25 protein-coding genes are annotated in these 24,920 nt (G+C 71.6%); 13 read left to right on the forward strand and 12 right to left on the reverse strand.

Translation table 11 applies throughout. The annotated features are described in order from the left end of the window. Positions 1-88: 88 nt before the first annotated feature. A complete protein-coding gene (locus tag VGO20_RS00600; RefSeq protein ID WP_327500332.1) occupies positions 89-466 on the reverse strand; it encodes an exonuclease domain-containing protein in 378 nt (125 codons plus the stop codon). A gap of 98 nt (positions 467-564) precedes the next feature. On the opposite strand from VGO20_RS00600, the gene VGO20_RS00605 reads away from it, so the two are divergent. Beyond that, complete coding sequence (locus VGO20_RS00605; protein WP_327500333.1) at positions 565-1,773, forward strand: CaiB/BaiF CoA transferase family protein; 1,209 nt, start codon at positions 565-567, stop codon at positions 1,771-1,773. Positions 1,774-1,824: 51 nt separating this feature from the next. Here the strand turns inward: VGO20_RS00605 and VGO20_RS00610 are convergent, their stop codons facing one another. Continuing rightward, on the reverse strand, positions 1,825-2,415 hold the full coding sequence (locus VGO20_RS00610) for a CHAP domain-containing protein (RefSeq protein WP_327500334.1): 591 nt from the start codon (positions 2,413-2,415) through the stop codon (positions 1,825-1,827). Positions 2,416-2,687: 272 nt separating this feature from the next. On the opposite strand from VGO20_RS00610, the gene VGO20_RS00615 reads away from it, so the two are divergent. Continuing rightward, positions 2,688-4,730, forward strand: a complete 2,043-nt coding sequence (locus VGO20_RS00615) for a 4Fe-4S binding protein (protein ID WP_327500335.1) — start codon at positions 2,688-2,690, stop codon at positions 4,728-4,730. A gap of 36 nt (positions 4,731-4,766) precedes the next feature. On the opposite strand, the gene VGO20_RS00620 is transcribed toward VGO20_RS00615, so the two are convergent. From VGO20_RS00620 to VGO20_RS00630, 3 genes are all read right to left on the reverse strand, one after another. Then, positions 4,767-5,771, reverse strand: a complete 1,005-nt coding sequence (locus tag VGO20_RS00620) for a glycosyltransferase family 2 protein (protein ID WP_327500336.1) — start codon at positions 5,769-5,771, stop codon at positions 4,767-4,769. 89 nt (positions 5,772-5,860) lie between these two features. After that, positions 5,861-6,889 carry a DUF6352 family protein gene (locus VGO20_RS00625; RefSeq protein ID WP_327500337.1) on the reverse strand — a complete coding sequence of 343 codons (1,029 nt, stop codon included), beginning with the start codon at positions 6,887-6,889 and terminating at the stop codon, positions 5,861-5,863. Further along, positions 6,886-7,566: a biotin/lipoate--protein ligase family protein gene (locus VGO20_RS00630; RefSeq protein WP_327500338.1), complete on the reverse strand. Its 681-nt coding sequence runs from the start codon at positions 7,564-7,566 to the stop codon at positions 6,886-6,888. Before VGO20_RS00630 ends, VGO20_RS00625 begins: the two co-directional genes overlap by 4 nt. Before the next feature lie 73 nt (positions 7,567-7,639). Between VGO20_RS00630 and VGO20_RS00635 the strand changes: the two genes are divergently transcribed. After that, complete coding sequence (locus VGO20_RS00635) at positions 7,640-8,077, forward strand: YccF domain-containing protein (protein WP_327500339.1); 438 nt, start codon at positions 7,640-7,642, stop codon at positions 8,075-8,077. A 30-nt stretch (positions 8,078-8,107) separates the two neighbouring features. Here the strand turns inward: VGO20_RS00635 and VGO20_RS00640 are convergent, their stop codons facing one another. Genes VGO20_RS00640 through VGO20_RS00665 form a run of 6 tightly spaced genes read right to left on the reverse strand, consistent with a single transcriptional unit; the run spans position 8,108 to position 12,913 of the window. After that, the gene (locus tag VGO20_RS00640) at positions 8,108-9,289 is read right to left on the reverse strand and encodes a sensor histidine kinase (protein ID WP_327500340.1); all 1,182 of its coding nucleotides are present in this window, start codon (positions 9,287-9,289) and stop codon (positions 8,108-8,110) included. Next, positions 9,286-10,284: an ATP-binding SpoIIE family protein phosphatase gene (locus VGO20_RS00645; RefSeq protein ID WP_327500341.1), complete on the reverse strand. Its 999-nt coding sequence runs from the start codon at positions 10,282-10,284 to the stop codon at positions 9,286-9,288. The genes VGO20_RS00640 and VGO20_RS00645 overlap by 4 nt, the downstream gene beginning before the upstream one ends. Then, on the reverse strand, positions 10,281-10,706 hold the full coding sequence (locus VGO20_RS00650) for an anti-sigma regulatory factor (protein WP_327500342.1): 426 nt from the start codon (positions 10,704-10,706) through the stop codon (positions 10,281-10,283). The genes VGO20_RS00645 and VGO20_RS00650 overlap by 4 nt, the downstream gene beginning before the upstream one ends. Next, positions 10,696-11,085 (reverse strand): STAS domain-containing protein, encoded by a 390-nt coding sequence (locus VGO20_RS00655; RefSeq protein WP_327500343.1) that lies wholly within the window; start codon positions 11,083-11,085, stop codon positions 10,696-10,698. The genes VGO20_RS00650 and VGO20_RS00655 overlap by 11 nt, the downstream gene beginning before the upstream one ends. Positions 11,086-11,094: 9 nt before the next feature. Next, the gene (locus VGO20_RS00660) at positions 11,095-11,952 is read right to left on the reverse strand and encodes an STAS domain-containing protein (protein WP_327500344.1); all 858 of its coding nucleotides are present in this window, start codon (positions 11,950-11,952) and stop codon (positions 11,095-11,097) included. 55 nt (positions 11,953-12,007) lie between these two features. After that, a complete protein-coding gene (locus VGO20_RS00665; protein ID WP_327500345.1) occupies positions 12,008-12,913 on the reverse strand; it encodes a response regulator in 906 nt (301 codons plus the stop codon). A 112-nt stretch (positions 12,914-13,025) separates the two neighbouring features. Between VGO20_RS00665 and VGO20_RS00670 the strand changes: the two genes are divergently transcribed. From VGO20_RS00670 to VGO20_RS00685, 4 genes are all read left to right on the forward strand, one after another. After that, the gene (locus VGO20_RS00670; protein ID WP_327500346.1) at positions 13,026-14,009 is read left to right on the forward strand and encodes a TAXI family TRAP transporter solute-binding subunit; all 984 of its coding nucleotides are present in this window, start codon (positions 13,026-13,028) and stop codon (positions 14,007-14,009) included. Between the two features lies 1 nt (position 14,010). Further along, positions 14,011-15,501: a sensor histidine kinase gene (locus VGO20_RS00675; RefSeq protein ID WP_327500347.1), complete on the forward strand. Its 1,491-nt coding sequence runs from the start codon at positions 14,011-14,013 to the stop codon at positions 15,499-15,501. Between the two features lie 126 nt (positions 15,502-15,627). Then, positions 15,628-17,910 carry a PAS domain-containing sensor histidine kinase gene (locus VGO20_RS00680; protein WP_327500348.1) on the forward strand — a complete coding sequence of 761 codons (2,283 nt, stop codon included), beginning with the start codon at positions 15,628-15,630 and terminating at the stop codon, positions 17,908-17,910. A 37-nt stretch (positions 17,911-17,947) separates the two neighbouring features. Continuing rightward, positions 17,948-18,643, forward strand: a complete 696-nt coding sequence (locus VGO20_RS00685; RefSeq protein ID WP_327500349.1) for a YiiX/YebB-like N1pC/P60 family cysteine hydrolase — start codon at positions 17,948-17,950, stop codon at positions 18,641-18,643. 46 nt (positions 18,644-18,689) lie between these two features. Here the strand turns inward: VGO20_RS00685 and VGO20_RS00690 are convergent, their stop codons facing one another. Beyond that, positions 18,690-20,732 (reverse strand): sensor histidine kinase, encoded by a 2,043-nt coding sequence (locus tag VGO20_RS00690; protein ID WP_327500350.1) that lies wholly within the window; start codon positions 20,730-20,732, stop codon positions 18,690-18,692. Between the two features lie 164 nt (positions 20,733-20,896). Between VGO20_RS00690 and VGO20_RS00695 the strand changes: the two genes are divergently transcribed. The 6 genes from VGO20_RS00695 (at position 20,897) to VGO20_RS00720 (ending at position 24,919) form a co-directional block, all read left to right on the forward strand. After that, the gene (locus tag VGO20_RS00695; protein ID WP_327500351.1) at positions 20,897-21,877 is read left to right on the forward strand and encodes an SDR family NAD(P)-dependent oxidoreductase; all 981 of its coding nucleotides are present in this window, start codon (positions 20,897-20,899) and stop codon (positions 21,875-21,877) included. Between the two features lie 15 nt (positions 21,878-21,892). After that, positions 21,893-22,165, forward strand: a complete 273-nt coding sequence (locus VGO20_RS00700; protein ID WP_327500352.1) for a hypothetical protein — start codon at positions 21,893-21,895, stop codon at positions 22,163-22,165. Between the two features lie 88 nt (positions 22,166-22,253). Next, entirely contained in the window at positions 22,254-22,583 is a 330-nt protein-coding gene (locus VGO20_RS00705) for a hypothetical protein (RefSeq protein ID WP_327500353.1), read from the forward strand. A gap of 97 nt (positions 22,584-22,680) precedes the next feature. Beyond that, positions 22,681-23,001: a hypothetical protein gene (locus VGO20_RS00710; RefSeq protein ID WP_327500354.1), complete on the forward strand. Its 321-nt coding sequence runs from the start codon at positions 22,681-22,683 to the stop codon at positions 22,999-23,001. 237 nt (positions 23,002-23,238) lie between these two features. Further along, the gene (locus VGO20_RS00715) at positions 23,239-23,781 is read left to right on the forward strand and encodes a PadR family transcriptional regulator (RefSeq protein WP_327500355.1); all 543 of its coding nucleotides are present in this window, start codon (positions 23,239-23,241) and stop codon (positions 23,779-23,781) included. Between the two features lie 19 nt (positions 23,782-23,800). Further along, positions 23,801-24,919, forward strand: a complete 1,119-nt coding sequence (locus tag VGO20_RS00720; RefSeq protein ID WP_327500356.1) for an efflux RND transporter periplasmic adaptor subunit — start codon at positions 23,801-23,803, stop codon at positions 24,917-24,919. The last annotated feature ends 1 nt before the right edge of the window (position 24,920 follow it).

The following is a 24,920-nucleotide window of genomic DNA, read 5'->3' on the forward strand; positions in this document are numbered from 1 at the left end:
AAAGCGCACGAAGGCGCGACTTCTCGCCAAGGGAGACCGGCGGCAACGACATGGGCTGGATTCTCCGAATCACCGACAGCCCACAGAATCACGACCAGCGCAATTCGTAAACCGCCGTTAACCCGAGTTCGCAGCCCTGGCCCCAGGCGGTCCAGGTCTTGTGCCTGGGCGCCCAGTCGGAGACGATCGCGTTGCGCACCTCCGGGAACGGCCGCGCCGACCGTTTCAGCTCCTCGGGCGCGATCCCGGTCAGCCCGGTGCAGAACGGGCTGACGGCCGAGCGGGCGGGCCGCACGAGGTAGCGCCCGGCGCGCGCGATCTCCAGCGTCTCGTTGTCGATCTCGGCGATGCCGATCTCGATGATGTCGGCCTGCTCGCCGGGCGGCGGGCCCGGCGCGTCCCAGCAGGTCAGTTCCAGGTCGACAACCAGCAGCCGGTCCGTCCTGTACGAGTCCCTGTCCTTCATGCGCTCCCTCCTCCCTCCCGTCCCGCATGACGCGCGCGCTGGCGGTAACGGTCCGATGGCGATAGCATCCCGGCGCACTGCGAAGGGAGCAAGAGAGCATGGCCGGCCCGCTGAGTCACATCCGCGTCCTCGATCTATCCCGCGTCCTCGCGGGACCGTGGGCGGGCCAGCTCCTCGCGGATCTCGGCGCCGATGTCGTCAAGGTCGAGAAGCCGGGCGCCGGGGACGACACTCGAAGCTGGGGGCCGCCCTACCTGAAGGACGAGAACGGGCGCGAGACCGGGGAAGCCGCCTATTTCCTGTCCGCCAACCGCAACAAGCGCTCCCTCACCCTCGATCTCGCCAGTCCTGGGGGGCAGCAGGTCGCCCGGCGCCTCGCCTCGAAGGCGGACGTGGTGCTGGAGAACTACAAGGTCGGCACGCTCGCGCGGTACGGCCTCGACTACGAGGCGCTGAAGGCGCTCAATCCCGGCCTCGTCTACTGCTCGATCACGGGGTTCGGCCAGACCGGGCCCTACAGCGGCCGGGCCGGCTACGACTTCATGATCCAGGGCATGGCGGGGCTGATGAGCGTGACGGGCGAGCCCGACGGCGAGCCCCAGAAGGTCGGCGTCGCCCTGGCCGACATCCTGACCGGGATGTATTCCGGGGTGGCCGTGCTGGCCGCGCTCGCGCACCGGGAGCGGACCGGCGAAGGCCAGCACGTCGACATGGCGCTGCTCGACGTCATGGTCGCGAGCATGGCCAACCAGGCGACCAACTATCTCGCCTCCGGCCGCGTGCCGACGCGGCTCGGCAACGCCCACCCCAACATCGTTCCCTACCAGGTGTTCGAGACCGCGGACGGCCACATCATCGTCGCGGTCGGCAACGACGGGCAGTTCGCCCGCTTCTGCCAGGTCGCCGGCCGGCCGGACCTCGCCGCCGACCCCCGCTACGCCCGCAACCGCGACCGGGTCGCCAACCGCGACGACCTCGTCCCGGTGCTCGCCGGGCTGGTCCGCGCCCGCCCCTCCTCCTTCTGGCTGGACCGGCTGGAGCACGAGGGCGTGCCCTGCGGCCCGATCAACGACCTGGCCCAGGTCTTCGCGGACCCGCAGGTGCTGGCGCGCGGGATGCGGGTCGAGCTGCCGCACCCGACCGCCGGCACCGTCCCGCTCGCCGGCAGCCCGATGAAGTTCTCCGCGACCCCCGTGGAATATCGCGGCGCCCCGCCCCTGCTCGGCCAGCACAATGCCGAGGTCCTGCGGGACTGGCTCGGGCTGTCCGAGGAAGAGATCGCTACCCTCGCCGGCGGCGTCCTGTAGCGGTCGCGGCCTGGTGGTGGAGAACGTCTTGCGCGGTCGCCGTCCCGGGCGTCAGTCGGCCGCCGGCGCGTCGATGGTCCGCACCGTCTCCGCCACCTGCTGCACCGAGGCCGGCGCCGCGTCGCGGCCCGGTTGGCGCGCCGGCTTCACCGCGGGGATCGGGGCCTTCCGGCCGGCGGGATCGGGCAGGATGAACCCGCTGACGGGATAAGGCTTGCCGAACGAGCCGGTCGGACGGTGCTCCACCCGGACCACGGACCAGTCGTTGCGGGTGGAGACGTCCTTGACCAGCTCGCTGGAGACCCGGCCCTTGCGGCCGCCCGGCGGCGCCCAGTTGGCATGCTCGATGCGGATCGTCCGCTCGTCGACGACGTCCGCCACCACCGCGACATGCCCGTACGGCATCGCCTTGGTTCGCTGGAACACCAGGACCGCGCCGCTCCGCGGCCGGTGCGAGGTGCCGTAGCGCCCCTGCGCATGGTCCCACCAGGTCCAGGCGTTGCCGGAGATCTCGAACGCCGTCGCCTGCTTCACGTACTGGACGCAGTTCAGGGACTTGCCCTGGGCCGCATCGGCAGGTCGGGCCGATAACAGGAGGAACGCGGCGAACGCCACGCTCACGATCTGGCGAAATCGCATCATCAGCCGGTCTCGTCTGGTCGTGTGCTGACTCCGACTATACGGATACCTCTTTAGGGGCCAAGTTACCTCTTTCGGCCGCGGAAAATATCTTGTGGATAATCCGTGACATTTCGGCAACGGCGCCACACCGACCGTCCGGGTAGCGGAACGACCTAGGGTTACCGCCAACGCCCGCGCCGCTTTGCGGCACAGCGCCGCCGTTCCGGCTTATGCTCGGGGCATGGCGGATCTCCCTCTTCGATCCGCTCGAGCCGGTGCAGGAAAGGCCAGGCATGAAGATCAACGGAAAACGGGTGCTGGTCTGCTCGTGCGAGGCGACGATGCCGCTCGATGCCGGGGCGCTCGCCGGCGCCTGCGGCGCCGATCAGGCGCCCGTGGTCCACACGCAGCTCTGCCGCGCGCAGATCGACCGCTTCCGCAGGGCCGCGCGCGAGGGCGATCCGATGGTGGTCGCCTGCACCCAGGAAGCGCCCCTCTTCCTCGAGACGCTGGAAGCGATGGAGGAGGAGGACGGCACGCCCGTCCCCACCGTCGCCTTCGCCAATATCCGCGAGCGGGCGGGCTGGTCCGCGCAGGCATCGGACGCGACGCCCAAGCTCGCGGCCCTGCTCGCCGAGGCGGCGCTGACGCCGGCCGAGATACCCACGGTGTCGATGCGCTCGGAGGGGACCTGTCTCGTCTACGGGCACGGCGAGGCGGCGCTCGAAGCCGCCCGCCGGCTGCGCGGCCGGCTGGACGTGACCGTCCTGCTCACCGGGCGCGAGGAAACGATCCCTCCCCCGGTCGCCGACGTCCCGGTGTTCCGCGGCACGGTGGTCCAGGCGAAGGGCCATATCGGCGCGTTCGAGGTCGTGGTCGACGGCTACGCCGCGGCGATGCCGTCCTCGCGCGCCGCACTCGCCTTCGAGGCGCCGCGCGGCCGGACGTCGTCGCGATGCGACCTGATCCTCGACCTCACCGGGGACGTGCCGCTGTTCCCGGCGCCCGGCCGTCGCGACGGGTATCTGCGCCCCGACCCGCGGAACCCCGCCGCGGTGCAGGAGGCCCTGTTCGACATCGCCGACCTGGTCGGGGAGTTCGACAAGCCACGCTACGTCGACTTCACCGCCGCGCTCTGCGCGCATTCCCGCTCGCGGCTGACGGGCTGCACGCGCTGCCTGGACGTCTGCCCGACGGGCGCGATCACGAGCGCCGGCGACACCGTCGCCATCGACCCGCATGTCTGCGCCGGCTGCGGCTCCTGCTCCAGCGTCTGCCCGACCGGCGCCGCCGCTTACGCGGTGCCGCCGGCCTCGACCCTGCTGGAGCGGCTGCGCGTCCTGCTGGGGACCTACCGGCGCGCCGGCGGCTCCGGGGCCGTGCTGCTCGTCCACGACGCACGGCACGGCGACGGGCTGGTCGCGATGTCGGCGAGGTTCGGCCGCGGCCTGCCGGCGCGCGTCCTGCCCTTCGCGGTCGAGACGACGACCCAGGTCGGGATCGAGTTCCTGTCGGCGGCACTCGCGCACGGCGCGGAGCGCGTGGTCCTGCTGGTCGATCCGGCCCATCTGGACGAGACCGTGGGGCTCGAGGCGCAGGCGGCGCTCGCCGAGGCGCTGGCCGCCGGCCTGGGCTACGGGGAAGGCCGGGTCCGGGTCCTGGCCGAGGCCGATCCCGACGGCCTGGAGGCGCTGCTGCACGGCCTGCCGGCGCTCGCCCCGACCGTGCCGTCCGATTTCCTCGCGATCGGCACCCGGCGGACCAACACCAGGATGGCGCTCGGCCATCTCCACGCCCACGCGCCGGCCCCGGCCGACGTGGTGCCGCTGCCGGACGGCGCGCCCTTCGGGCGCATCCTGGTCGACGTCGAGGGCTGCACCTTGTGCCTGTCCTGCGTCGGCGCGTGTCCGACCGACGCGCTCGGCGACGATCCCGACAAGCCGAAGCTCACCTTCCGCGAGGATGCCTGCATCCAGTGCGGCCTGTGCCGCAATACCTGCCCGGAGAAGGTGATCGCACTGGAGCCGCGCCTCGCCTTCACGCCCGAGGCGCGGGGCATGGTCACGATCAAGGAGGAGGAGCCCTTCCCCTGCGTGCGCTGCGGCAAGGCCTTCGGCTCGCGCAGCTCGATCGAGCGGGTCGTGGCCAAGCTCGCGGACAAGCACTGGATGTTCCAGGGATCGGCCGCGATCGATCGCATCCGCATGTGCGAGGATTGCCGCGTCGCCTCCCAGTTCGAGGAGGGAGCCGTCCCGCTGGCCACGGCGCCCCGTCCCACGCCACGGACGACCGACGACTACCTGCGCGAGCGCGCCAAGGTCCCCGATAGCGGGTAGCGGCGGCGGGCAGCGGCGGCGAGTAGCGGCCGGCGTTCAGGCGCCGTGGATGGTCCGGTACTCCTCGAAGCTGCGGCCGAAGGCGAAGGCGATCATCCCGGCTCCCCGCGCGGCGGTGTAGAGCCGGCGCATCGCCCGCCCGGGGCGCCGGGGCGCGGAAAGCACGGCCAGCGCCGCGAGCGCCGTCCCCGCCGTCAGCCGCACCCCGCCCTGGACCAGCAGCCGCGGCCGGCCGGTGCCGCCGCGTGCCCGGACCAGGGCGTCCGTGTTGCCGGTCCGGTACCACCGCCGCAGCAGCCAGCCCACGCGCACGCGGCTCGACGGCACGGTCTCGTGGACCAGGGCGGAGCGCGCGTAGACGATGGAATGCCCGGCCGCCCGCATCTGCGCGAACAGCAGCGTGTCCTCTCCGCCCGTCAGCGCCAGGGCCTCGTCGAAGCGCAGGCCGTCCGCACCCCCGACCAGCGCGGTCCGGATCAGGGCGTTGGCGCTGCTGCACACGCGCGCGGCCTCGCCGTCCCCGGGCTCCGGGCCGTCGTTGAGCCCACTGCCCAGGCAGGCGTAGAAGCCTTCCTCGACGGCCCATTCCGGGGCCGGCGCGGCGAAGCGGGGGACTACGGGGCCGATCACCGCCCCGGCACCGGTCGCGCGCTGGACCCGCAGCAGCTCCGCGATCCAGCCCGGCGTCGGCGTCTCGTCGTCGTCGATGAAGGCGAGGAAGTCCGCGATCTCACGCGCGTGGTCGAGGGCCGCGTTGCGCGCGAAGGAGATGCCGCGCCTCGGCTCGTGGATCCAGGTGACCGGCAGCCGGCAGCGGGCACGCGCCTCGGCCACCACCCCGGGCGGCGACCCCTCGGGGTTGTTGTCGACGACGGCGACCTCGGCCGCGACCCCGGCGGGCAGCTCGAGGCCGGAAAGCCCCGCCATCAGCGCCAGCAGGCCCTGCGGCCGCCCGCGGGTCGCGATGCAGATGCAGACCCGGACCGGGCCTAGGGACGGGCCGGGGGACGGGTCGATGGATGGTTCGGCGGTCGTGTCCAAGGTTCGGAGGTCCGATGTAGCCGGCTACGGACCGGTCAACCATCGGCATCCCCGAACGTCCCGCCCGAAGCCGGTGACGAATTGCGGACCTATGGGCGTTCGCGGCCGGCGCGGGCCACGGGAAGGTTCAGCAGCAGGTTCTGGGGCTTGACCCGGAGTTTCCCGTCCGCGGCCATGCACAGCGCCAGGTAGACCGGCTTCCCGGCGACGCGCTCCAGCATGTCCTCGGGGTCGTCGAACTCCAGGCGGAACAGGCTCAGCAGCCGGCGCATACGCTCCTCCTCCGCCTCGCGACCCTCGTAGAGGTCGTTCAGCAGCGCGCTCGCCTCCACGTCGAGCCCGACATGCCACGTCCAGCGCTCGTCCCGGATGCGCTGGACCGGGTGGATCTTCACGCCCACGCCCAGGAAATGGCCGACCCACCGTTCCAGCACCCGCGCCAGCGCGTCGAGCCCGGGGCGGGTGAAGCTGATGTCCAGCACCATGTCGAAGCGGTCGCTGCGCGCCCGGTACTCTCCCGACCGCTCGCGCGTCAGCACGTCCAGCTCGACCTGGCGCAGCGGGGTCTGCGCGTCCGCGACCAGGCGGCCGAGCGCGCCGAACCCGCCGGTGGTCCGGTACCGCTCCAGCGTCTCCTCGTCGGCGACCATCACCGTGCCCTCGCCGATCGACACCCTCTGCGGCCGGAACAGCAGCTCGGCCGCGCGGAGCTGGAACGCGTCCTCGACCCCGTCCAGCAGGCCGCGCAGCACCGCATGGACCATCTGGTCGAGGAACAGCGCCGGCACGGCGACCCGTCCGCCCTCGAACAGCGCGAGATAGCAGGCCTCCAGCGTCCCATGGGCCACCAGCAGGTCGCGGAAGGCGAGCATCACCTCGTAGTTCTCCCGCGCGTCGGCGTCGGCCAGGGCCGCCAGCTCCGACGGGCCGACGGGCCGGCGCGGCGCCTGCATCAGGCTCGCGTGCAGCGTCCGCTCGGCCGCGCAGGAATCCTCGACTGGCGCCAGCTCCGGCCGGCGCAGGAACGCGCGGAGGTAGTCGTCCGTGACCTCCAGCCGCCCGCCCGGCCCGCGGCCGAGCAGGTGGAACCCCGAGCTGCGCCAGAAATCCACCGTCATGCTCCCCTCCCCGCCGCCGCCATGCCGTCGGCGAGCGGCACCCGCCTGCCGTCGGCGAGCAGCAGCGCCCCCGTCCCGTCGAGGCCGGACGCGCCGCATGCTGCGGCGTCCCAGCGCGCGGTCCAATGGGCGCGCACGGCCTCGAAGCCGCCCTCCTGCCAGCGGTCGATCCAGTTCAGCAGGTAGCGTGCATAGGCTTCGAGCAGCTCGCCCGCCCCGACCGCGCCGAAGCCTTCCTCGCGCAGCGACGTGCGGCCGGGATCGCGGCCCGGCGCGTCGTCCGGGCCGTCTTCCGGTCCCAGCTCGACCGTCGCCCCGAGCACGAGCCAGGACGGCACGCCCCCCTCCTCCGGCCCGATGCCGACCTCGAACTCCGCCGCGACGCCGCCGTTCAGCTCGATCCGGTTCGGCCAGCCGAACAGCAGCGGAACGGCCGGCGGTCCGAGCGTGCCGAGCGCCTCGCCGAGCGCCAGCATCGCCGCGAACAGGACCGTCCGGGCGGTCCGCGTCGGCTCGTCCGGCTCCAGGACCACGGCGCAGCCGAACCGGCCACCGTGCACTCCCCAGGCGAGGGTCGCCGCCCCCTCCTCCCGCGCATGGGCGAGCGCCCAGGCGAAGGCGTCGCCGCCCCCGAGCGGCACGGCCCGGAAGATCGGAGGAAGGTGCGGTCCGTTCATGGCGATCCCCTCTCCAGCGCGGCTGTTGCCCGCGTCACTTGCATGTGGACCGCGCGGGGCCACATTGACGGGCATGAGCCCGATCAACCTGCTCCTCAACGCCCTGTGGCTGCTCTTCGGCGGCATCCTGGCGGCCCTCGGCTGGCTGCTGGCCGCCGTATTGATGGCGATCACCATAATCGGGCTGCCCTGGGCGCGCGCGGCGGTCAACATCGCCGCCTACAGCTTCCTGCCCTTCGGCCGGCTCGCCGTGCCGCGCGACGAGCTTCAGGGCCGCGAGGATTTCGGGACCGGGCCGCTCGGCTTCCTCGGCAACCTCGTCTGGCTGGTGCTGGCGGGCTGGTGGCTGGCGCTCGGCCATCTCGGCTTGGCGGTGTCGCTGGCCCTGACCATCATCGGCATTCCCTTCGCCTGGGCGCATCTGAAGCTCGCTCTGCTGTCGCTGTGGCCGATCGGCAGGACGATCGTCACGCAGGAAGAATACGAGGCCGGCAGGGCCCGGCTGCGCTGACCGGTTGCGCCGGGCGGGGCCGCGCCGGCGTCAATCCTGGTCCAGGGGCATCCCGACCGTCACCGTCGTTCCGTTGCCGCCGTCGATCTTCAGCTCGCCCTCGACGCGCGCCGCCAGCGCCCGGATCAGGTTCATGCCGAGGCTGTCGCTCCCGCCGGGATGCTTGGCCGCCGGGATGCCGACGCCGTTGTCGCTGACCCGGAGCACGAGGCGGCGGGCTTCCTCGTCGACCTCCAGCGCGACCTTGATGGTCCCGCTGCCGCCTTGCGGGAAGGCATGCTTGAAGGCGTTCGTCACGATCTCGTTCACCAGCAGTCCGAGCTGGATCGCGAGGTCGAGCGACAGCGAGACCGGGTCGGCCTCGACCGTCAGCTCCAGTCCCTCGCCCTTGCCCAGGAACGACTGGCGCAGATGGCTGCACAGGTCGCGGACATAGCCCGCGAGATCGACGCGCGAGAGGTCGTCGGACTGGTAGAGCTTCTCGTGCAGGATGCTGAGCGAGTGGATGCGCGAACGGACGTCCTCCAGCTCCTGGCGCACCGCGCCGTCGCGCGCCTTGCGCGCCTTCAGGCTGACCAGGCTCGATATGATCTGCAGGTTGTTCTTGACCCTGTGGTAGACCTCCTTGAGCAGGACCTCCTTCTCCGCGATCGCCGCCAGCAGTTCCTCCTCCCGCTGGCGCAGGTCGTACAGGCTCCGGAGCAGTTCCTGGTTCTGCCGCTGCACCTCCTCGACCGGGTCGAGCGGCTGCTGGCGCATCAGCGCGTCGGCCAGATGCGCCAGGGTCTCGCCCAGCGGCCGCGCCAGGCCGCGGGGCAGGTTCCGGTACAGCCGCACCGCCGTCCCCGCCTTGGACGTGGCCACCTCCAGCCGGTCGACCAGCCGCTTGGCGCCCGCGAGCCCGACGCCCAGGCCCGTCGGCGAGCGGTAGCCCCCCGCGAGGATGGTCTGCACGTTGGCGATCCCCGGCCCCTGGTCGGAGACCTCGATCGCGAGGACCGGCCGCCCGGCCTGCTCCTCCAGCCGGAACTCGACCTTGCCGCCGCCGGCATAGGCGTAGGCGTTCCTGGCGACCTCGGACACGGCCGTCGCGATGCGCGTCTGGGCCTGGACGTCGAAGCCGAGCCGCTCGGCGACGAAGCGGGCGCGCTGACGGGCGTAGACGATGTCCCTGTCCTGCCTGACATGAACCGAGAACAGGGAGCCGGTCACGGGTCTTCCGTCTTCATCACGACGACCAGGTTGTCGTCCCGCTCGCGCTTGAAATCGCGGTACAGCACGGCGGCGATCATCATCGGCTGGCGCGTCGCCAGCCCTTGATACATCTCCAGGTCCCATTTCGCACTCAGGCCATCGGAATGGAAGACCGCGAGCAGCGGGCCCTCCCATGCATACTCCAGCTCCTTGATCCGGACCGCATTGTGCCCGACGACCCCGTTCTGGGACAGCGTGCGCATCTGCGATGCGCCGCCGCGAACGAGGCCGGAGATGTTGCCGACCCCGGCGACCGTCATCCGGCGGTCCAGGGGATCGACCCGCACCACCGCGACGGCGGCTCCGCGCGTGCGCCGCAGCCGTTCGTGCAGGTCCGCGATCACCTCCCCCGGCGCCGCCTCCCCCATCGCCTGGAAGCCCGCCTTGGCCGCGACCGTCGCCGTGTTGGCGCCGACCCCGTGGCCGAGCCCGTCGCACAGCAGCACGACGGTGCCGTTGCCGGCCTTGCGCACCGCCCACCCGTCCCCGCCGAGCGTCTCGCCGGCGCGCGGCAGGCACACTCCCGCGATGCGCAGCGGCCCGGGGCCGCCGGGCGGGCGGGCGGAGGCGGCGACGCCGCACACGATCGCAGTGCCCTGGCCGGGCCGGGAATAGACGTCGCAGTGATCGGACTGCCGCCGGATCGCCCCCAGCCCGGTGCCGGGCCCTTCGGCGGTCGAGACCCCGTCCCGCATCGATTCCTGGACGTTGGCCATGCCCGGCCCCTTGTCGAGGGCGATCACGTCGACGCGCCCGCCCTCGGGCTCCATATCGGCCGAAAGCAGGATCTCGCCGCCGCCGCCGTGGCGCAGGATGTTGGTCGCGGCCTCGGTCACGACGATCGCCAGCCTGCCGCAGCGCTGCTCGCCGAAGCCGACGTTCTCGGCCAGCGAGAGCGCGCGCCGCCGGGCCTCGGCCACCTGGCTCTGCTCCCGCACCTCGACCGTGATCATCTGCGCTCCATCCAAGACGCCACCCTGACCGTCGTTCCCCTGCCCGGCTCCGAGCGGATGTGGAACTCCTTGCACAGGCGCTTGGCGCCGCTGAGCCCGAGGCCCAGCCCGCCGCCCGTGCTGTAGCCGTCGGTCATCGCGAGCGCCACGTCCGCAATGCCCGGCCCCTGGTCCACGAAGGTGACCTCCACCTTCCGCCGGTTCCCCGGCCCGACGACCGCGACGCGCACCTCGCCGCCGCCGCCATGGGTCAGCGTGTTCCGGGCAAGCTCGCTGGCGGCCGTGACCATCCTCGTCATCTCGATCTTGGACGCGCCGATCTCCGCCATCGCCGCCGCCACCACCCGCCGGACCCGGCCGACGGCGGAAGCTTCGTGGATCGGGATCAGCGCTTCCCGGGGCGGACCGCCCTCACCCGACACCGGCCTGCTCTGCGCGGCGCCGGATCAGTTCCATGCCGCGGTCGACGTTCAGGGCCGTGCGAACCCCGGGCAGCGCCATTCCCAACTCGACGAGCGTGATCGCGACCGCGGGCCGCATGCCGACGATGACCGTCTCGGCGTCGAGCACGCGGGCCATCGCGGATATGTTCGCGAGCATCCGCCCGATGAAGCTGTCGACGACGTCCAGCGCCGAGATGTCGATCAGCACGCCGCGCACGCCCTTGCCGGCGATGCGCTCGGCCAGGTCGTCCTTCAGCGTCATGATCGTCCTGTCCTCCAGGTCGATCTGGATCGTCAGCAGCAGGCAGTCGCCGATCTGGAAGATCGGGATGCGGTTCTCGTCGAGGTACTGGCTCATGCCGGCCGCCTAGCCCTTGGTGAAGGCGACGCCCGTGCGCCGCAAGGCGTGGGCGAAGGCGCTCTGGAGGTCGGCCTTGGTGACGACCTCCGGCAGCTCGACCCCGAGATGGACGATCGTCTGGGCGATCTGCGGCCGGATGCCGCTGATCACGACCTGGGCGCCCATCAGCTTGGCGGCCGCGGCCGTCTTCAGGAGGTGCTGCGCCACCAGCGTGTCCACCGTCGGCACGCCGGTGATGTCGATGATGACGATCTCGGCGCCGGTCTCGACGACCGCCTCGAGAAGGTTCTCCATGACGATCTGGGCCCGGCTGCTGTCCAGCGTGCCGATCAGCGGCAGGGCCACGATCCGGTCCCACAGCTTCACGACCGGCGTCGACAGCTCCAGCATTTCCTGCTGCTGGCGCTGGATGATGTCCTCGCGGCCCCTGATGTAGACCTCGTTCGTGTAGAGGCCGAGCTTGTCGAGCAGGATCGACGCCGACCAGGCCTCCTCGACGAGCGTGTGCGGGTCGTCGCGGAACTGGTCGCGCAGGCATTCGAAGATCGGCGCCTTCAGCGTCATGATGAAGGTCGCGGTCTCGGACGGGGTGAAGCCGTGGTCCACCCGGTAGGCGGTGACCTCGGTCAGCAGGTCGCGGACGTCCTGCCACAGCGGCGATTCGATGTCGAAGTCGACCCCGTTGCGCGTGGCGCCCATCAGCACCGTCAGGAGATTGCGGCTCTGCCGGCGCAGGTCCGCCTCGCGCATCAGGTCGGCACGCAGGACGCCCGCCTCGGACTGCGCGGAGATCCAGGACTGGAGTATCCTGTCCTGGTACCGCTGCAGGATTTCGGGCAGCTTGCTGCCATTGGTTTCTTGCATCCCGGTCGTCTTCATTTTCTTCTTTCGGCCGCGCTTCGGCAGCGGTTCTTGCGGATCAATTCATCTGGCGGGGCGGATGGACCGACAGGGCCTGCCCGATGGCGGTCTTGAGAACTTCCGGCTCGAAGGGCTTCGAGATCAGGAAGACGGGTTCGAGCTGCTCGCCGGTGAGCAGGCGCTCCGGAAAGCCCGTGATGAAGATGACGGGAACCGAGCTCGAGCGCAATATGTTCTGGACCGCGCGGATGCCGTTGTCGCCGCCTTTGAGCTGAATGTCCGCCAGGATCAGCTCCGGCCGCTGGGCTCGGGCGAGGTTCAGCGCCTCGCTCTCGCGGGCTGCGGACCCGATGACGTCGTGGCCCATGCGGCGCACGAGGTCGGCGATGTCTTCGGCAATCAGCGGTTCATCTTCGATGATCAGCACGCGAACGCCCGAGAGCCCGGCCAGTTCGGTCCGCGCGGCGTCGAGTTCTTTGCGGATAGTGCCCTGGTCGATCTTCAGGATATGGCCGACGTCCTCGAACGAGAAGCCCTCGAGCGAGACGAGCAGCAGCACCTGCCGGCGCACCGGCGAAAGCTGCGGCAGCCCGCGCAGTTCCCCGCCCGGCTCGGCCGCCTCCGGCTCGTCCGCCGATTCCGGGTCTATCACCGTCCAGACGTCGTGGAACAACGCGAAGAGCTGGAGGCGCAGATCCGCTTCGGGAACGATGCGCCCGGGCTCGGCCAGGTAGGTTTCCAGCGCCACCCGGACGTATTCGTCCCCGCGATCCTGGGATCCCAGCAGGGCCCTGGCATAGCGCCGCATGTAGGGAAGGCACTTCACGATCTCGGCGGAAGCATCGGCCATTGGTCTCTCGAAGCTCTCGGGGATGGAACTGGACGCGGATCGCCCCGCGCCCAAACGCAAGGCGACAGGCAAGGGTTTCATAGCACGACCTGTTTTCCTGCCGCCGCGACCCACCGGTGGTACTCCAGCCCCCGATTCTGCGCATCCGGATGGTGGCGCGGGCTTGCCCGCGGACGGGTAAATGGTTGAAATGGATCCGCCGATATCCCGGCGACAGGCTGGATGCATGATGAAGTCGAACCGCAGCCGCACCCACGGGCCCTCGGGGCCGCTCGCCGCCGTCCTGCTCCTGCTCGCGGCGCTGCTGGTCGCGCCGGGGGCCGCCGCGGAAACCAGGGTCCTGCGCGTCGGCACGGGCGGGGTGGGAGGCGCCTACTATCCCATCGGCACGCTGATCGCCGCCGGCCTGTCCGACGAGGCCGCCCCCGACCTGCTCGCGGTGGCGCAGACGTCGAACGGGTCGGTCGCCAACGTCGAGGCGCTGAACGGCGGCTTCATAGAGCTGGCCCTCGCCCAAGCCAACATCGTCGACCTGGCCCATCGCGGCATGCTCCCCGACCGTCCGGCGATGACCGGCTTGCGCACGATCGCCAATGTCTACGTCGAGGAGATGCATCTCGTCGCGGCGCGCGACGCCCCGATCCGCTCGCCCGCCGACCTCCGGGGCCAGCGGGTGTCCCTGGACGAGCCGGGGTCCGGGTCGCTCGGCGACGCGCGGGCGGTGCTGTGGGCCTACGGCCTCGACGAGGCCTCGATCAGGCCGGAATACGTCAAGCCCGACCTCGCCGTCCTCCGGCTGCTCGAGGGGCGGCTGGACGCCTTCTTCGTGATGGTCGGCACGCCGGCGCCCGCCGTCGCCCAGGCCGGGCCCGCGGTCCGGCTCATCCCGATCGACGGTCCGCCCGTCCAACGGCTGCTGGAACGCTATCCGACCTACCAGCGCACGGTGATCGGCGCGGAGACCTATCCGGGCCAGCCCATGATCCCGACGATCGGCGTCGGCGCCCAGCTCGTGACGCGGGCCGATCTCGACGAGGAGACCGTCTACGAGGTGACGCGCATTTTCTGGTCGGACCGGACCCGGCGCCTGCTGGACGCCGGGCACCCGAAAGGCCGGGAGATCCGCCTCGACCGCGCCCTGGTCGGCCTCACGATCCCCCTGCATCCCGGAGCCGAGCGGTTCTACCGGGAAGCCGGCATGCTGAACTGAGATGCACGTCCTCGCCCGTCGCCTGCGCGCGACCCTCGCCTGGCTCGCGGCCCGGGCCGCCTGGCTGCGCACGGCGGCGGCGGCGGCGCTGATCGTCATGCTGGCCGGCGCCGCGCTCTGGTACGTCCAGGGCACGCTGGAACGCGTCGAGACGGGGCTGCCCCGCGACATCCTCGCCCAGGAACGCGAGATCGTCGCGGTCGCGAACAGGCTGGACGACCTGCTTCTCGGCCTGCGCACGGCACGGCTCACGGACGCCGACGAGCAGGTCTCCCCGGCTCCCGAAGGTCCCCCGCTGATGGACCTGCTGGTGCGGGCCGAGCAGGCGCTCCTGCGCATGCGGAGCACCTACAACTTCGACAACCTCGTCGGCGCTTCGGCGGTCCACGCCATCGCCAATCCGGCGGTCACCGACGTCCGGACCTGGTTCGAATACGGCATCGGGCCCCATGCCCCGGGCTCCCGCCTCGTGCTGGGGCTGTCCGACCGGCGCATCGCCGAGGCGGTCGTCCAGGTGCGCCAGCGCCTGTCCCATGCCCAGTTCTCCGCGCTGCGCCGCCTGGCCGAACAGTCGACCGTCCTCGAACGCTTCCGCCAGGGGTTGGCCGCGACCATTCTCCTCGTGGCCGGCCTGGCCCTGCTGTCGGTGGCCCTGGTCGTCCATCAGTTCGCCGAGCGCAAGCAGGCCTCGGCCCGCCTCGCCGCGGCCAAGGAGGTGGCCGAGCAGGCCAGCCTGGCGAAGAGCCGCTTCCTCGCGACCATGAGCCACGAGTTGCGCACGCCGCTGAACGCGATCATCGGCTTCTCCGAGATCATCCGCGACAAGGTGCTGGGCGAAGACGACATGGACCGCTACGCCGACTATGCCGGCGACATCCACAGCAGCGGCAAGCACCTGCTGGCGCTCATCAACGACATCCTGGACCTCGCCAAGGTCGAGGCGGGCCGGTACGAGATCACCCTCACGCCCGTCCGCCTCGAAGAGACCATCGCGTCGAGCCTGCGCTTCTTCGAGCCGCGGGCACGGCTGGGCGAGCTGCGCCTCGTCGCCGACCTCGCGCCGGACCTGCCCATGCTGCTCGCCGACGAGCGCGCGCTGCGCCAGGTGCTGCTGAACCTGGTCTCCAACGCCGTCAAATTCACCCCGCCGGGCGGCACGATCCGCATCTCGGCGCGCCCGGCGGCCGGACGGGTGACGATCGAGATCGCGGACACCGGGATCGGCATACCGGAAGACAAGCTGGCGGCGGCCCTCACGCCGTTCGAGCAGGTCGACAACAGCCTCCAGCGCCGGTACGAGGGTACCGGGCTCGGCCTGCCGCTCGCCAAGTCCCTGGTGGAGCTGCACGGCGGGCAGCTCGCGATCTCCAGCCATGTCGGGGCGGGCACCGTCGTCACCTTCGACCTGCCGAGCGACCGCGCCCGCGCGGCCGACCGCTTCCCGCTCCCCCGCTCCACTCGTTCCGGCGATCCCGCATCCCTGCTGCCCTGAAGGCCGCCGCGACGCCGATCCGGCGCAATAGGCGAGAATGTTTGGCTTTCGCCGACGGTCGTGTAATCCTTACGCGCTCGTTCGAGGTTCCCACGGCAACACGGACTCGTGGTTTCGAGAGGACGAATGCCGGATCTCCTGCGCAACGGAGGGATACTCCCCGCCCTGACCGACGCCGCGGCGCATTCGGCGCGCCGGGCGGCGCGTCTGGTCGAAGGCCTGCCAGTCGCGGCGGCGATCGTCGGAGCGGCCCGCTGGAAACTGCTCGCCGCCAACCGCTCCTTCGCCTCCCTGATGGGCTTCGGCGCCGGGCGCGAGTTCCTCGATCTCGTGGATGCCGACGGCGCCGAGGCGCTGGCCGGCCTGTTCGCCGGCGTGATGGACACCGGCGCCGAAGGGCGGCTGGACGGCACCTTGCGGGCGCGGACCTCCGGACCGGGCCGGCCCTGGCTCGATATCCGCGCCTCGCGCATCGCGCTTGGGCGCAGGCGCGACGAGGCGGCCCTGCTCGTCGTCGTCCTGGATGCGACCGAGCGCGTCGAGGCGCTGCGGGCGGCCGAGGAGGCGCGGTGCGCTCTGCGCGACGGCGAGGCGCGCCTGCACGCCACGCTCGATGCCGCGCGCGCGGTCACCTGGATCTGGGACAGCTCGACCCACGGCGTCCATCGCTCGCCCAACGCCGCGGCGATCCTGGGCGTGCCGCCGGAATCGCTGCTGGACGGACGGCTGCTGTCGGCCTCCTGCGCCCTGCCGGAGGACGCGCCCACGATCGACCGGGCGATGCGCGGCGCGATCGAGCAGGGCCGCAACTTCGACGTCGAGTTCCGCCTGCGCCGGCCGGACGGCACCATCGCGTGGTTCTCCGACCGTGGCCATGCCACGGTCTCGGCGACCGGGGCGATGTGCGTCGGCGGCATCATGGTCGACATCACGGACAGGAAGCGGATCGAGGCGGCGCTCCGGCGCAGCGAGGAACGGCTGCGCCTGGCCCTCGACGCGACCGGCTTCGGCATCTGGGACTGGGACCTCCAGTCCGGCTCCCTGACCTGGTCGGAACAGACCTGCGCCATCCTGGGCCTGCCGCCGCCCTCCGGGATCGTGCCCTCGATGGACATCCTGCGCAGCCTGGTGCATCCGGTCGACCTCGACCGCTTCGATGCCGCGATGACCGCGGTGCTCGAGCCCGCGGCCGGGCCGCTGGAGATCGAGCACCGGGTGATGCGCCCGGACGGCCGCACCGTCTGGGTCGCCGTGCGCGGCCGTGCCGTCCATTCCGACGACCGGAGCCGGGCGGTCCGGCTCGTCGGGACGATACGGGACGTCTCGCTGGACAGGACGATCGGTGCTGCGCTGCGCGAAAGCGAGGCGAGGCTGCGCCAGCTTGCCGACGCGATGCCGCAGATCGTCTGGTCGGCCGACGCGGACTGCGTGATGGACTACTGCAACCGCAAATGGTTCGACTTCGTCGGCGACGAGGCGCCGGAGGAAGGCGAGGAGATCGAGTGGCTGGCGCACGTCCATCCCGACGACATCGGCCGCGTCAGGCTTGCATGGCGGCAGTCCGCCCTGACCGGCACCGGATGCGACATCGAGTTCCGGCTGCGGTCCTCGGCCGGCGTCTGGCGCTGGCATCTCGGTCGCGGCCTGCCCGTGCTCGAGCGCGACGGAACGGTTGCGCGCTGGTACGGCACCTTCACCGACATCCACGAGCAGAAGAACATCGAGGGAGCGCTGAGCGCCCTGCTGGCGGAGAAGGACAACCTCCTCGGCCGGGCGCGCATGCTGATGCGCGAGGTCGACCACCGCGTAAAGAACAGCCTCGGGCTGATCTCCAGCCTGCTGCTGATGCAGGCGTCGGAAGCGACGGACCCGGCCGTCCGCGCGCAGCTGGTCGAAGCGAACAACCGGGTGCTGACGGTGGCCCAGGTTCACCAGCGCCTCTACCAGACCGACCGGCTCGACCGGATCGACTTCGCGCCCTACCTGGACGGCTTGTGCGAGGACCTCGACCGGTCGCTGGGATGCACCCAGAAGGGCCTGTCGCTCGTGGTCGACGCCGAGCCGGCGGAGCTGCCGACCGACCGCATCGTCCAGCTCGCGCTCGTCGTCAACGAGCTGGTCACGAACGCCGCCAAATACTCCCATCCCGAAGGCGGGCCGGGGACCATCCGCATCCGCTTCCGCATCGACGAGGCCGGGAACCAGGTCCTCACCGTCGCCGACGACGGCATCGGCTTCCCGCCGGAGTTCGCACCCAGCCGGTCGGGTACGCTGGGCATGAAGCTGCTGGTGGCGCTCGCGGACGGGCTCGACGGCCGGATCGAGCTCGGGAACGGCCGGCCCGGGGCCCGGATCACCATGGTCCTGCCCGATCTCGACCGCCAGCCGCTCGGCGCGCCGTCCTCCTGACGGGGGCGGAGCCATGACCCGGCCAGGAGGAGATCGGATGACCGCACGGCGTCTCGTAGCGGCGCTGCTCGTTCTCGCGGGATCGGCGCAGGCCGCACGATCGGCGGAGATATGGGAGGGCTTCGAAGGGGGCGACCTCATCTTCCAGGAGACGACGGGCCCGGAGGCGGATGCGCTCGGGCGGGCGACGGGCAGCCGCTTCACCCATGTGGGCATCGTCCGGGGCACGGGCGGCGGCCCGCATGTCGTGCAGGCGGCTCCGCATGGCGTCGAGGAAATCCCCGTCGACGACTTCGTCGCACGCGGCGTTGGCGGGCGCTACGCCGTCTACCGCTACGAGGGGCTAGAGGAGGGAGACTGGTACCATCCCGCCGTGCTCGGCGCCTACGAGTACCTGGCCTACCCCTTCGACCCTTTCCATCGCCTCGATCCGTCCGCGCTCTACGGCGCCGAACTCGTGTATCTCGGCTTCAAGGCGGCCGGCGTCGAGCTTGGCGGGCTGCGCCGCATCGGCGACCTCGACTTCGATACGCCGGAGGGCCGGGCACTCCTCCTGTCCAATTGGAGCGAGCATCCCGACTGCAAGGCCCGCCGGCTCGACCGGGACGCCTGCTGGTCGCTCATCCGCGATCAGCGGATCGTGACTCCGGCCGGCCTCGCCGAGGACCCCCGACTGGAGCTCGTCTACTCCAACTTCGGGTCCGATGCCCCCGGCCGCGAACGGCTGGACTAGGGGGATCGGGCGGAGCCTGCCGGTCGCGGCATGCCCCCGCCCCGGCTCATGCCGTGACCGGAAGCACCACCGATACCCGGGTGCCGGACCCGGGTTCGCTCTCGATGGCGAGCGTGCCGCCGTGCATCTCCACCAGCGAGCGCGTCAGGGCGAGGCCGAGTCCCGTCCCGGCGTGCGCGCGCGTGTATTCGTTGTCGACCTGCTCGAAGGGCCGGCCGATCCGGGCCAGGCTGTCGGCGGGGATCCCGATGCCGGTATCCTCGACCCGGATTTCCAGCCGCCCCGCGGCGGCGGTTGCCGCGACCGTCACCGATCCGCCCCGCCGCGTGAACTTGATCGCGTTGGACAGGAGGTTCAGCAGGATCTGCTTCAGGGCCCGGGGGTCGGCCTCGATCGCCGGCAGGTTCTCGTCGACGATCTTCGTGAACTGGATCTCGGCCTCCTCGGCGCGCAGGCGGACCATGCGCGTGCAATGGCGGATGATCTCGCGCGGGTCGACCCGCTCGCAGTGCAGCTCGTACTTGCCCGCTTCGATCTTCGACATGTCGAGGATGTCGTTGATCAGGTCCAGCAGATGGCGCCCGCTGTTGCGCATGTCGCGCGCGTATTCCACGTAGCGGGGAACGCCGACCGGGCCGAGCGCCTGCCGCTCGATCACCTCGGAGAACCCGATCACGGCGTTGAGCGGCGTTCGCAGCTCGTGGCTCATCATGGCGAGGAAGCGCGACTTGCTGCGGCTCGCCTCCTCGGCGGAGTCGCGGGCCGCCATGAACCGCGCGGCCAGCTCCGACAGCGCCGTGGTCTTCGCCTCCAGCAGGCGGCGGACGGCCTCCAGCTCGCCGACATAGGCCCGCAGCTTCTCCTCGCTGCGGCGCAGCGCGATCTCCTGCTGCTTGATCAGCGTCACGTCGGTCTGCACGCCGACCGTCCCGCCCTCGGCGGTCCGCCGGAAGCTCCCGAGCAGCCAGCGGCCGTCCGCCGTCTCCTGCTCGTAGCTGCCGCCCTCCCGGAACAGCCGGAGCCGCTCCGCGTCCCAGGCCTCCTGCGGCGCCCCCGCGGGCTGGGCCACGTGGCCGGCGCATGACGGCAGCAGTTCGAGGAAGGTGACGCCGGGGACGATGCGGTCGCCCTGGACGCCGTTGAGTTCGGGGTAGCGTTCGTTGCACAGGACGAGGCGCTCGTCGGCGTCGAACAGGATGAACCCCTCGCTGACGCTGTCGATCGCATCGCGGAGCCGCTGCTCCGCCTTCTTCAGCGCCGTGATGTCGACCCAGATGGTCACGGTCGACCCGTTCGGGGTCTTGCGTTCGGTCACGCGGTAGCGCCGGCCGTCGTGCAGCGCGATCTCCTGGATCGTCGTCTGCCGGGTCCGCCTGGCGAGCCGCGCCGCGAGCCATGCCTCCGGATCGCCGGGGATGTCGTAGCACCCCTGCCCCATATTGGCGCGCAGCACCTGCTCGAAGGCGACGCCCGGCCGGATCAGGTCCGCCGTGGCGGGAAAGAGCTGGCGGAACGGCTCGTTCGCGAGCACGAGGCGGTCCTCCGGGTCCCAGAGGCCGAACCCCTCCTCGATGCTCCCCACGACCTCGTCCAGCCGCTCGTACGCGGCGCTCAGGCGCGCGGCTTCCGCCGCCCGGCGGCTGCCGACGTCGCGCAGCTCGACGAGGAGGCGCATCGGCTGCAGCGGGCGCACCGACACCTCGGCCCACAGGTCGCCGCCGTCGCGCCGCCGCAGGCACAGCTCCTCGCGCGCCGCCCGCCCGGCCCCGATCCCCGAGGCCATCATGGACGCGACGCGGTCCCGCGCGCCCCGCTGCTCCCGCCCGTCGGCGAGCGGCAGCTCCCGGGCGGGAATCGGCGCGTGCGGCTCGCCGACCATGTCGGCCCGGGTCGGCTCGCCGACCATCTCGGCCCAAGCCTGGTTGGCGTAGACGATCTGCCAGGCTCCGTCCGCCTCGATCAGGTCGACGACCAGGACGCCATCCACCGCAAGCCCGAAGACCCCGTCGAACGAGGTGGGCGTGAGATCGCTGCCCGCAACCGGGAGAGGCCTCCCCGCCGAGCCGTCGTCCGGAGCTTTGACGAGCATGATCCCACGCTAGCGCGACGCTGGTGAAGGAACGGTAAACACGGCGGCCGTTGCAACCAGGAAGGGAAAGCCCGGCCGGCCGGCATGCCGATGGTCGGGAGCGCCGCAACCTTTCCCTCGCCGCCCCTGTTTTCCAATGCCTCGCAGCCCCATCGGGAGGGAACATGGTTCGGCCGGTCCGTGATCGGGTCGCGGTCGTGACGGGAGCGTCCAGCGGCGTCGGGCGTGCGGTCGCCCGCGCGTTCGCGGATCGGGGAACGCGGCTCGTCCTGGCGGCGCGGCGCGCCGCCCCTCTCGACCGGGCCGTGCGGGAATGCATCACCGCCGGCGCCCCGGCGATCGCGGTACCGACCGACGTCACCGTGGAGGAGGAGGTCGAGCACCTCGCCCATGCGGCGATGGAGACCTACGGCCGCCTCGACCTGTGGGTCCACGCGGCCGGCGTCGGCGCTTTCGGCCGGCTGGAGGACCTGCCGGCCGAGGTCTGGTACCAGGTCGTCGAGACCAACCTGCTGGGCGCGGCCTTCGGCGCGCGCACCGCGATACGCCGCTTCCGGCGCCAGGGTTCCGGCACCCTGGTAACGCTGGCTTCCGTCGCCGGGCGCGTCGGGGAGCGGGAGGCGGCCGCCTACGTGGCGAGCCAGGCGGGAGTGCTCGGCCTCGCCGCCGCCCTGCGGGAGGAACTGCGCGACCAGCCCGGCATCCGCGTCTGCACCGTCGTTACCGGCGCGGTCGACACGCCCTTCTACCAGCACGCGGCGAACTTCTCCGGGCGCCGGGTCCGGCCGGGGGAGCCGGTCACCTCGCCCGAGGCGGTTGCCGCGGCCGTGGTCGGACTGGCGGTCCACCCCCGGGACGAGGTGGCGGTCGGCCGGGCCGCGAGGCTCGCGGCACTCGGCGGGGCGATCGGCCCGCGCCTCGCCTTCCCTCTGGCCGCCGCGCGCCTCGGCAGGCCCCGCTCGCCCGAGAGGGAGGCGCCGCATTCCGGGGCCCTGTTCGAGCCGATGCGCGAGGGGACCGGCGCCCATGGAGGCTGGCATACCGGCCATGCGAAGCCCTCGCGCGGCCTCCTGCTGCTCGCCGCCGCGGCGTTCGCGGTACTGCCGTTCGGCGCCCTCGCCTTGAGCCGCCGCGGCCGAACCTGAGATCCGAGGTCCGTCATGCCCCTGTTCAGACGCACCACCACCGCCGGGCCGCTGCACCACCTGCGCCGCGACGCCTGCACGCCCAACGGCACGATCTGGACCTGCTTCGCCGACCTCGCGGACATGAGCGAGGTCGCCGACGGCGTCATCGCGGACGCCGAGCACCGGCTGTCGGTCGGCGACATCATCAACATGCGCCCGAACGACGGCAGCGAACGGCCGGCACTCCGCCTGCGCGTCACGGCGCGCGCCGACGGCGAGGTCCGTGTGAGGAAACTTCACGGCTGAGCAGTTCGTTTCGGCTCGTTAACGATTCGGTTACCGGAAGGCGATAGCGTCGCGGGGTGAGTCCAACCCGCACGACGGATCCTACCCGATGGTGCAAGAAGACGACGTCATCGAGCGCACGTCCATCCTCGCCTACACCGTGCTCCAGGAACTGCACGCCGTCCTCGCCGATCCCGCGAAGCCGGACGAAGTCAGCCTCGGCATCGTGATGGGCCTGGCGATGTTCCTGGACGACAAGGTGGGGCCGATGCGGGCCGACCGCCTGATGGCCCAGGCGCCGGAGATCATCCTCAAGACCGACGCGCATGTCACGCCGGCGCTGGTCCGCCAGTTCGACACGGTGATCCGCGCCTTCGGCGACCACCTCCGCGACTTCCGGGTCACGGTCTCCCCGCCGCCGGTAAACGGCGTGGTCTGACCGGCGGCTCGCCCCGAGGCCTGACTGTCCGGGACTCGGGCGCGCGGCACTGCTATCCTCCCCCCGTTCCGGATGGATCGGCGGGGCGGGTATGGTCATGGACTGGCTTTCGACATTCGCGGTCGTGGCGCTCGTCGCCGGGACCGTCTGCGTCGCGGTGATGACCGTCGTCGCCTACGACCTGCGCCGGCACCTCCACCGGCGGCTGGACGAGATCGCCGACCGCCAGGCACAGCATGCCCGCCGCATCGCGGACGGCATCGAAGCGCTCCGCCGCGACCAAGCCGAGGCCGAAGGGCGTCTCGGCGCGCTGACGCGTTCACAGCGCCAGCTCTCCGTCGAACTGGCGGAAATCCGGGAACGACTCGGCGACGGGACGGGAACGGGCGGGGCTTCCGGCGACCGGATCCTGCATTGATCCTCCTGCGCCCCTCTGGGATGCGCGACCCTTCCGCCACATCCTCGCGATCATAAGTTCCAAAATTTAGGCATAATCCGATACGCAATTGCGTACCGGACCGCATACGCCTGCCCTGTGCGCCGCGTCACAGCGCCCCAATTCGGTCTGGCCTTTCATTCGAAACTCGCTATATATCGGCCCGATATATATCGGACCGAGATATTTTTGGCCGCCACGGCGGCCGGAGCGCACCCCATGGACGTGAAGACCCTCTGCCTCGGCGTGTTGAGCTGCGGCAGCGCCACCGGCTACGAGATCCGCAAGCAGTTCGACGAAGGGCCGTTCGCCCATTTCTACGACGCGGGCTACGGGTCGATCTATCCGGCGCTGCGCCGCCTCAGCGAGGACGGCCTGATCGAGGCCGTGGACGCACCGGGCGACCAGCAGCGGCCGGACCGCAAGGTCTACGCGATCACGGTCAAGGGCCGGGCGACGCTGCTGGCGGAGCTGATGCGCGATCCGGCGCCCGACAAGGTGCGCTCGGACTTCACCTTCATCGCGTTCTTCGGCCACCGGCTGCCCCCGGCGCATCTCGACCGGCTGATCGACACGCGGCTCGCCCTGTACCGGCGCATGCTGGACCAGATGAAGGGCTGCGACACGCCCGACATGCCGCCGGGCGAGCGGTTCGTCCTCGGCCTCGGCACGGCCGTGTACCGCGCTGCCGCCGACTACCTCGAAACCCACCGGCACGAGCTGATCGGCGCGGCGCTGCCGGACGACGAAGCCGCCGACTGACGCGCCTGGAACCGAGACCATGAAGATCTCCTACGTCATCGCCCTCGTGATCGCCGCCGCCACGGCGCTGTGGGTCCTGTCCGGCCAGGTCGAGCTGACCGCCGCGACCGCCCCCGAAGCGCCGGCCGGGCAGACCGAAGCCGAGGCTCCCGGGGAGGCGGCCGTCCCGACCGTGCGCGTCGCGCGGCTGCAGGCGGAGCCGATGGTCAACGACGTCGTGCTCAGCGGCCATACCAGTGCCGCCCGGCGGGTCGAGCTCCGCGCCGAGACCAGCGGCCGCGTCGCCGAGGTGGCGGTCGCGCGCGGGCAGCCGGTCGAGGCCGGGACCGTGGTCGTCCGGCTCGCCACCGAGAGCCGCGAAACGGACCTCGAACGCGCCCGTGCCCTGCTGGCGCAGCGGCGGCTCGAATACGACGCCGCCTCGCAGCTCGGCGAGCGGGGCTTCCAGAGCGAGGTGCGCGTCGCCGAGGCCAAGGCCCAGCTCGAAGCGGCCCAGGCCGAGGTCGCCCGCGCCGAGATCGAGCTCGCCCGGACCGCGATCCGCGCCCCGTTCGACGGCGTCCTCGACGAACGCCCGGTCGAGCTCGGCGACTACCTCAACGACGGCGACGCCGTGGGGACGGTGGTCGACCTGGACCCGATCCGCATCGTCGGCTTCGTGACCGAGCGCGACGTCGCCATCGTCGAGCGCGGCGGCGTCGGCCATGCCCGCATGATCGACGGCACCGAGGCCGAGGGCAGGATCACCTACGTCTCGGCGACGGCCGACCCCGCCACCCGCACCTTCCGCGTCGAGCTGGAGCTGGCGAACCCCGGCAACCGCATCCCGGAGGGGCTGACCGCCCAGCTCCGCATCCCGGTGGCGCAGCGCATGGCCCACCAGGTCTCGCCGGCCGTGCTGACGCTGGCCGACGACGGCACGATCGGCGTGAAGCTGGTCGACGGGGACGACGTCGTCCGCTTCCAGCCGGTGCGGATCCTGAAGGACACGCCGACGGGCATGTGGCTGGCCGGCCTGCCCGAAGACGCGACCCTCATCACCGTCGGCCAGGAATTCGTGGTTCCCGGCCAGAAGGTCCGTCCGGTGGCCGCGACCGCGGCGGCCGCGACGGCTGCGACGGCTGCGGAGGCCCGCTGAC

It is taken from the genome of Arenibaculum sp., from assembly GCF_035998295.1.
Classification (GTDB): domain Bacteria; phylum Pseudomonadota; class Alphaproteobacteria; order Azospirillales; family Azospirillaceae; genus DASYHS01.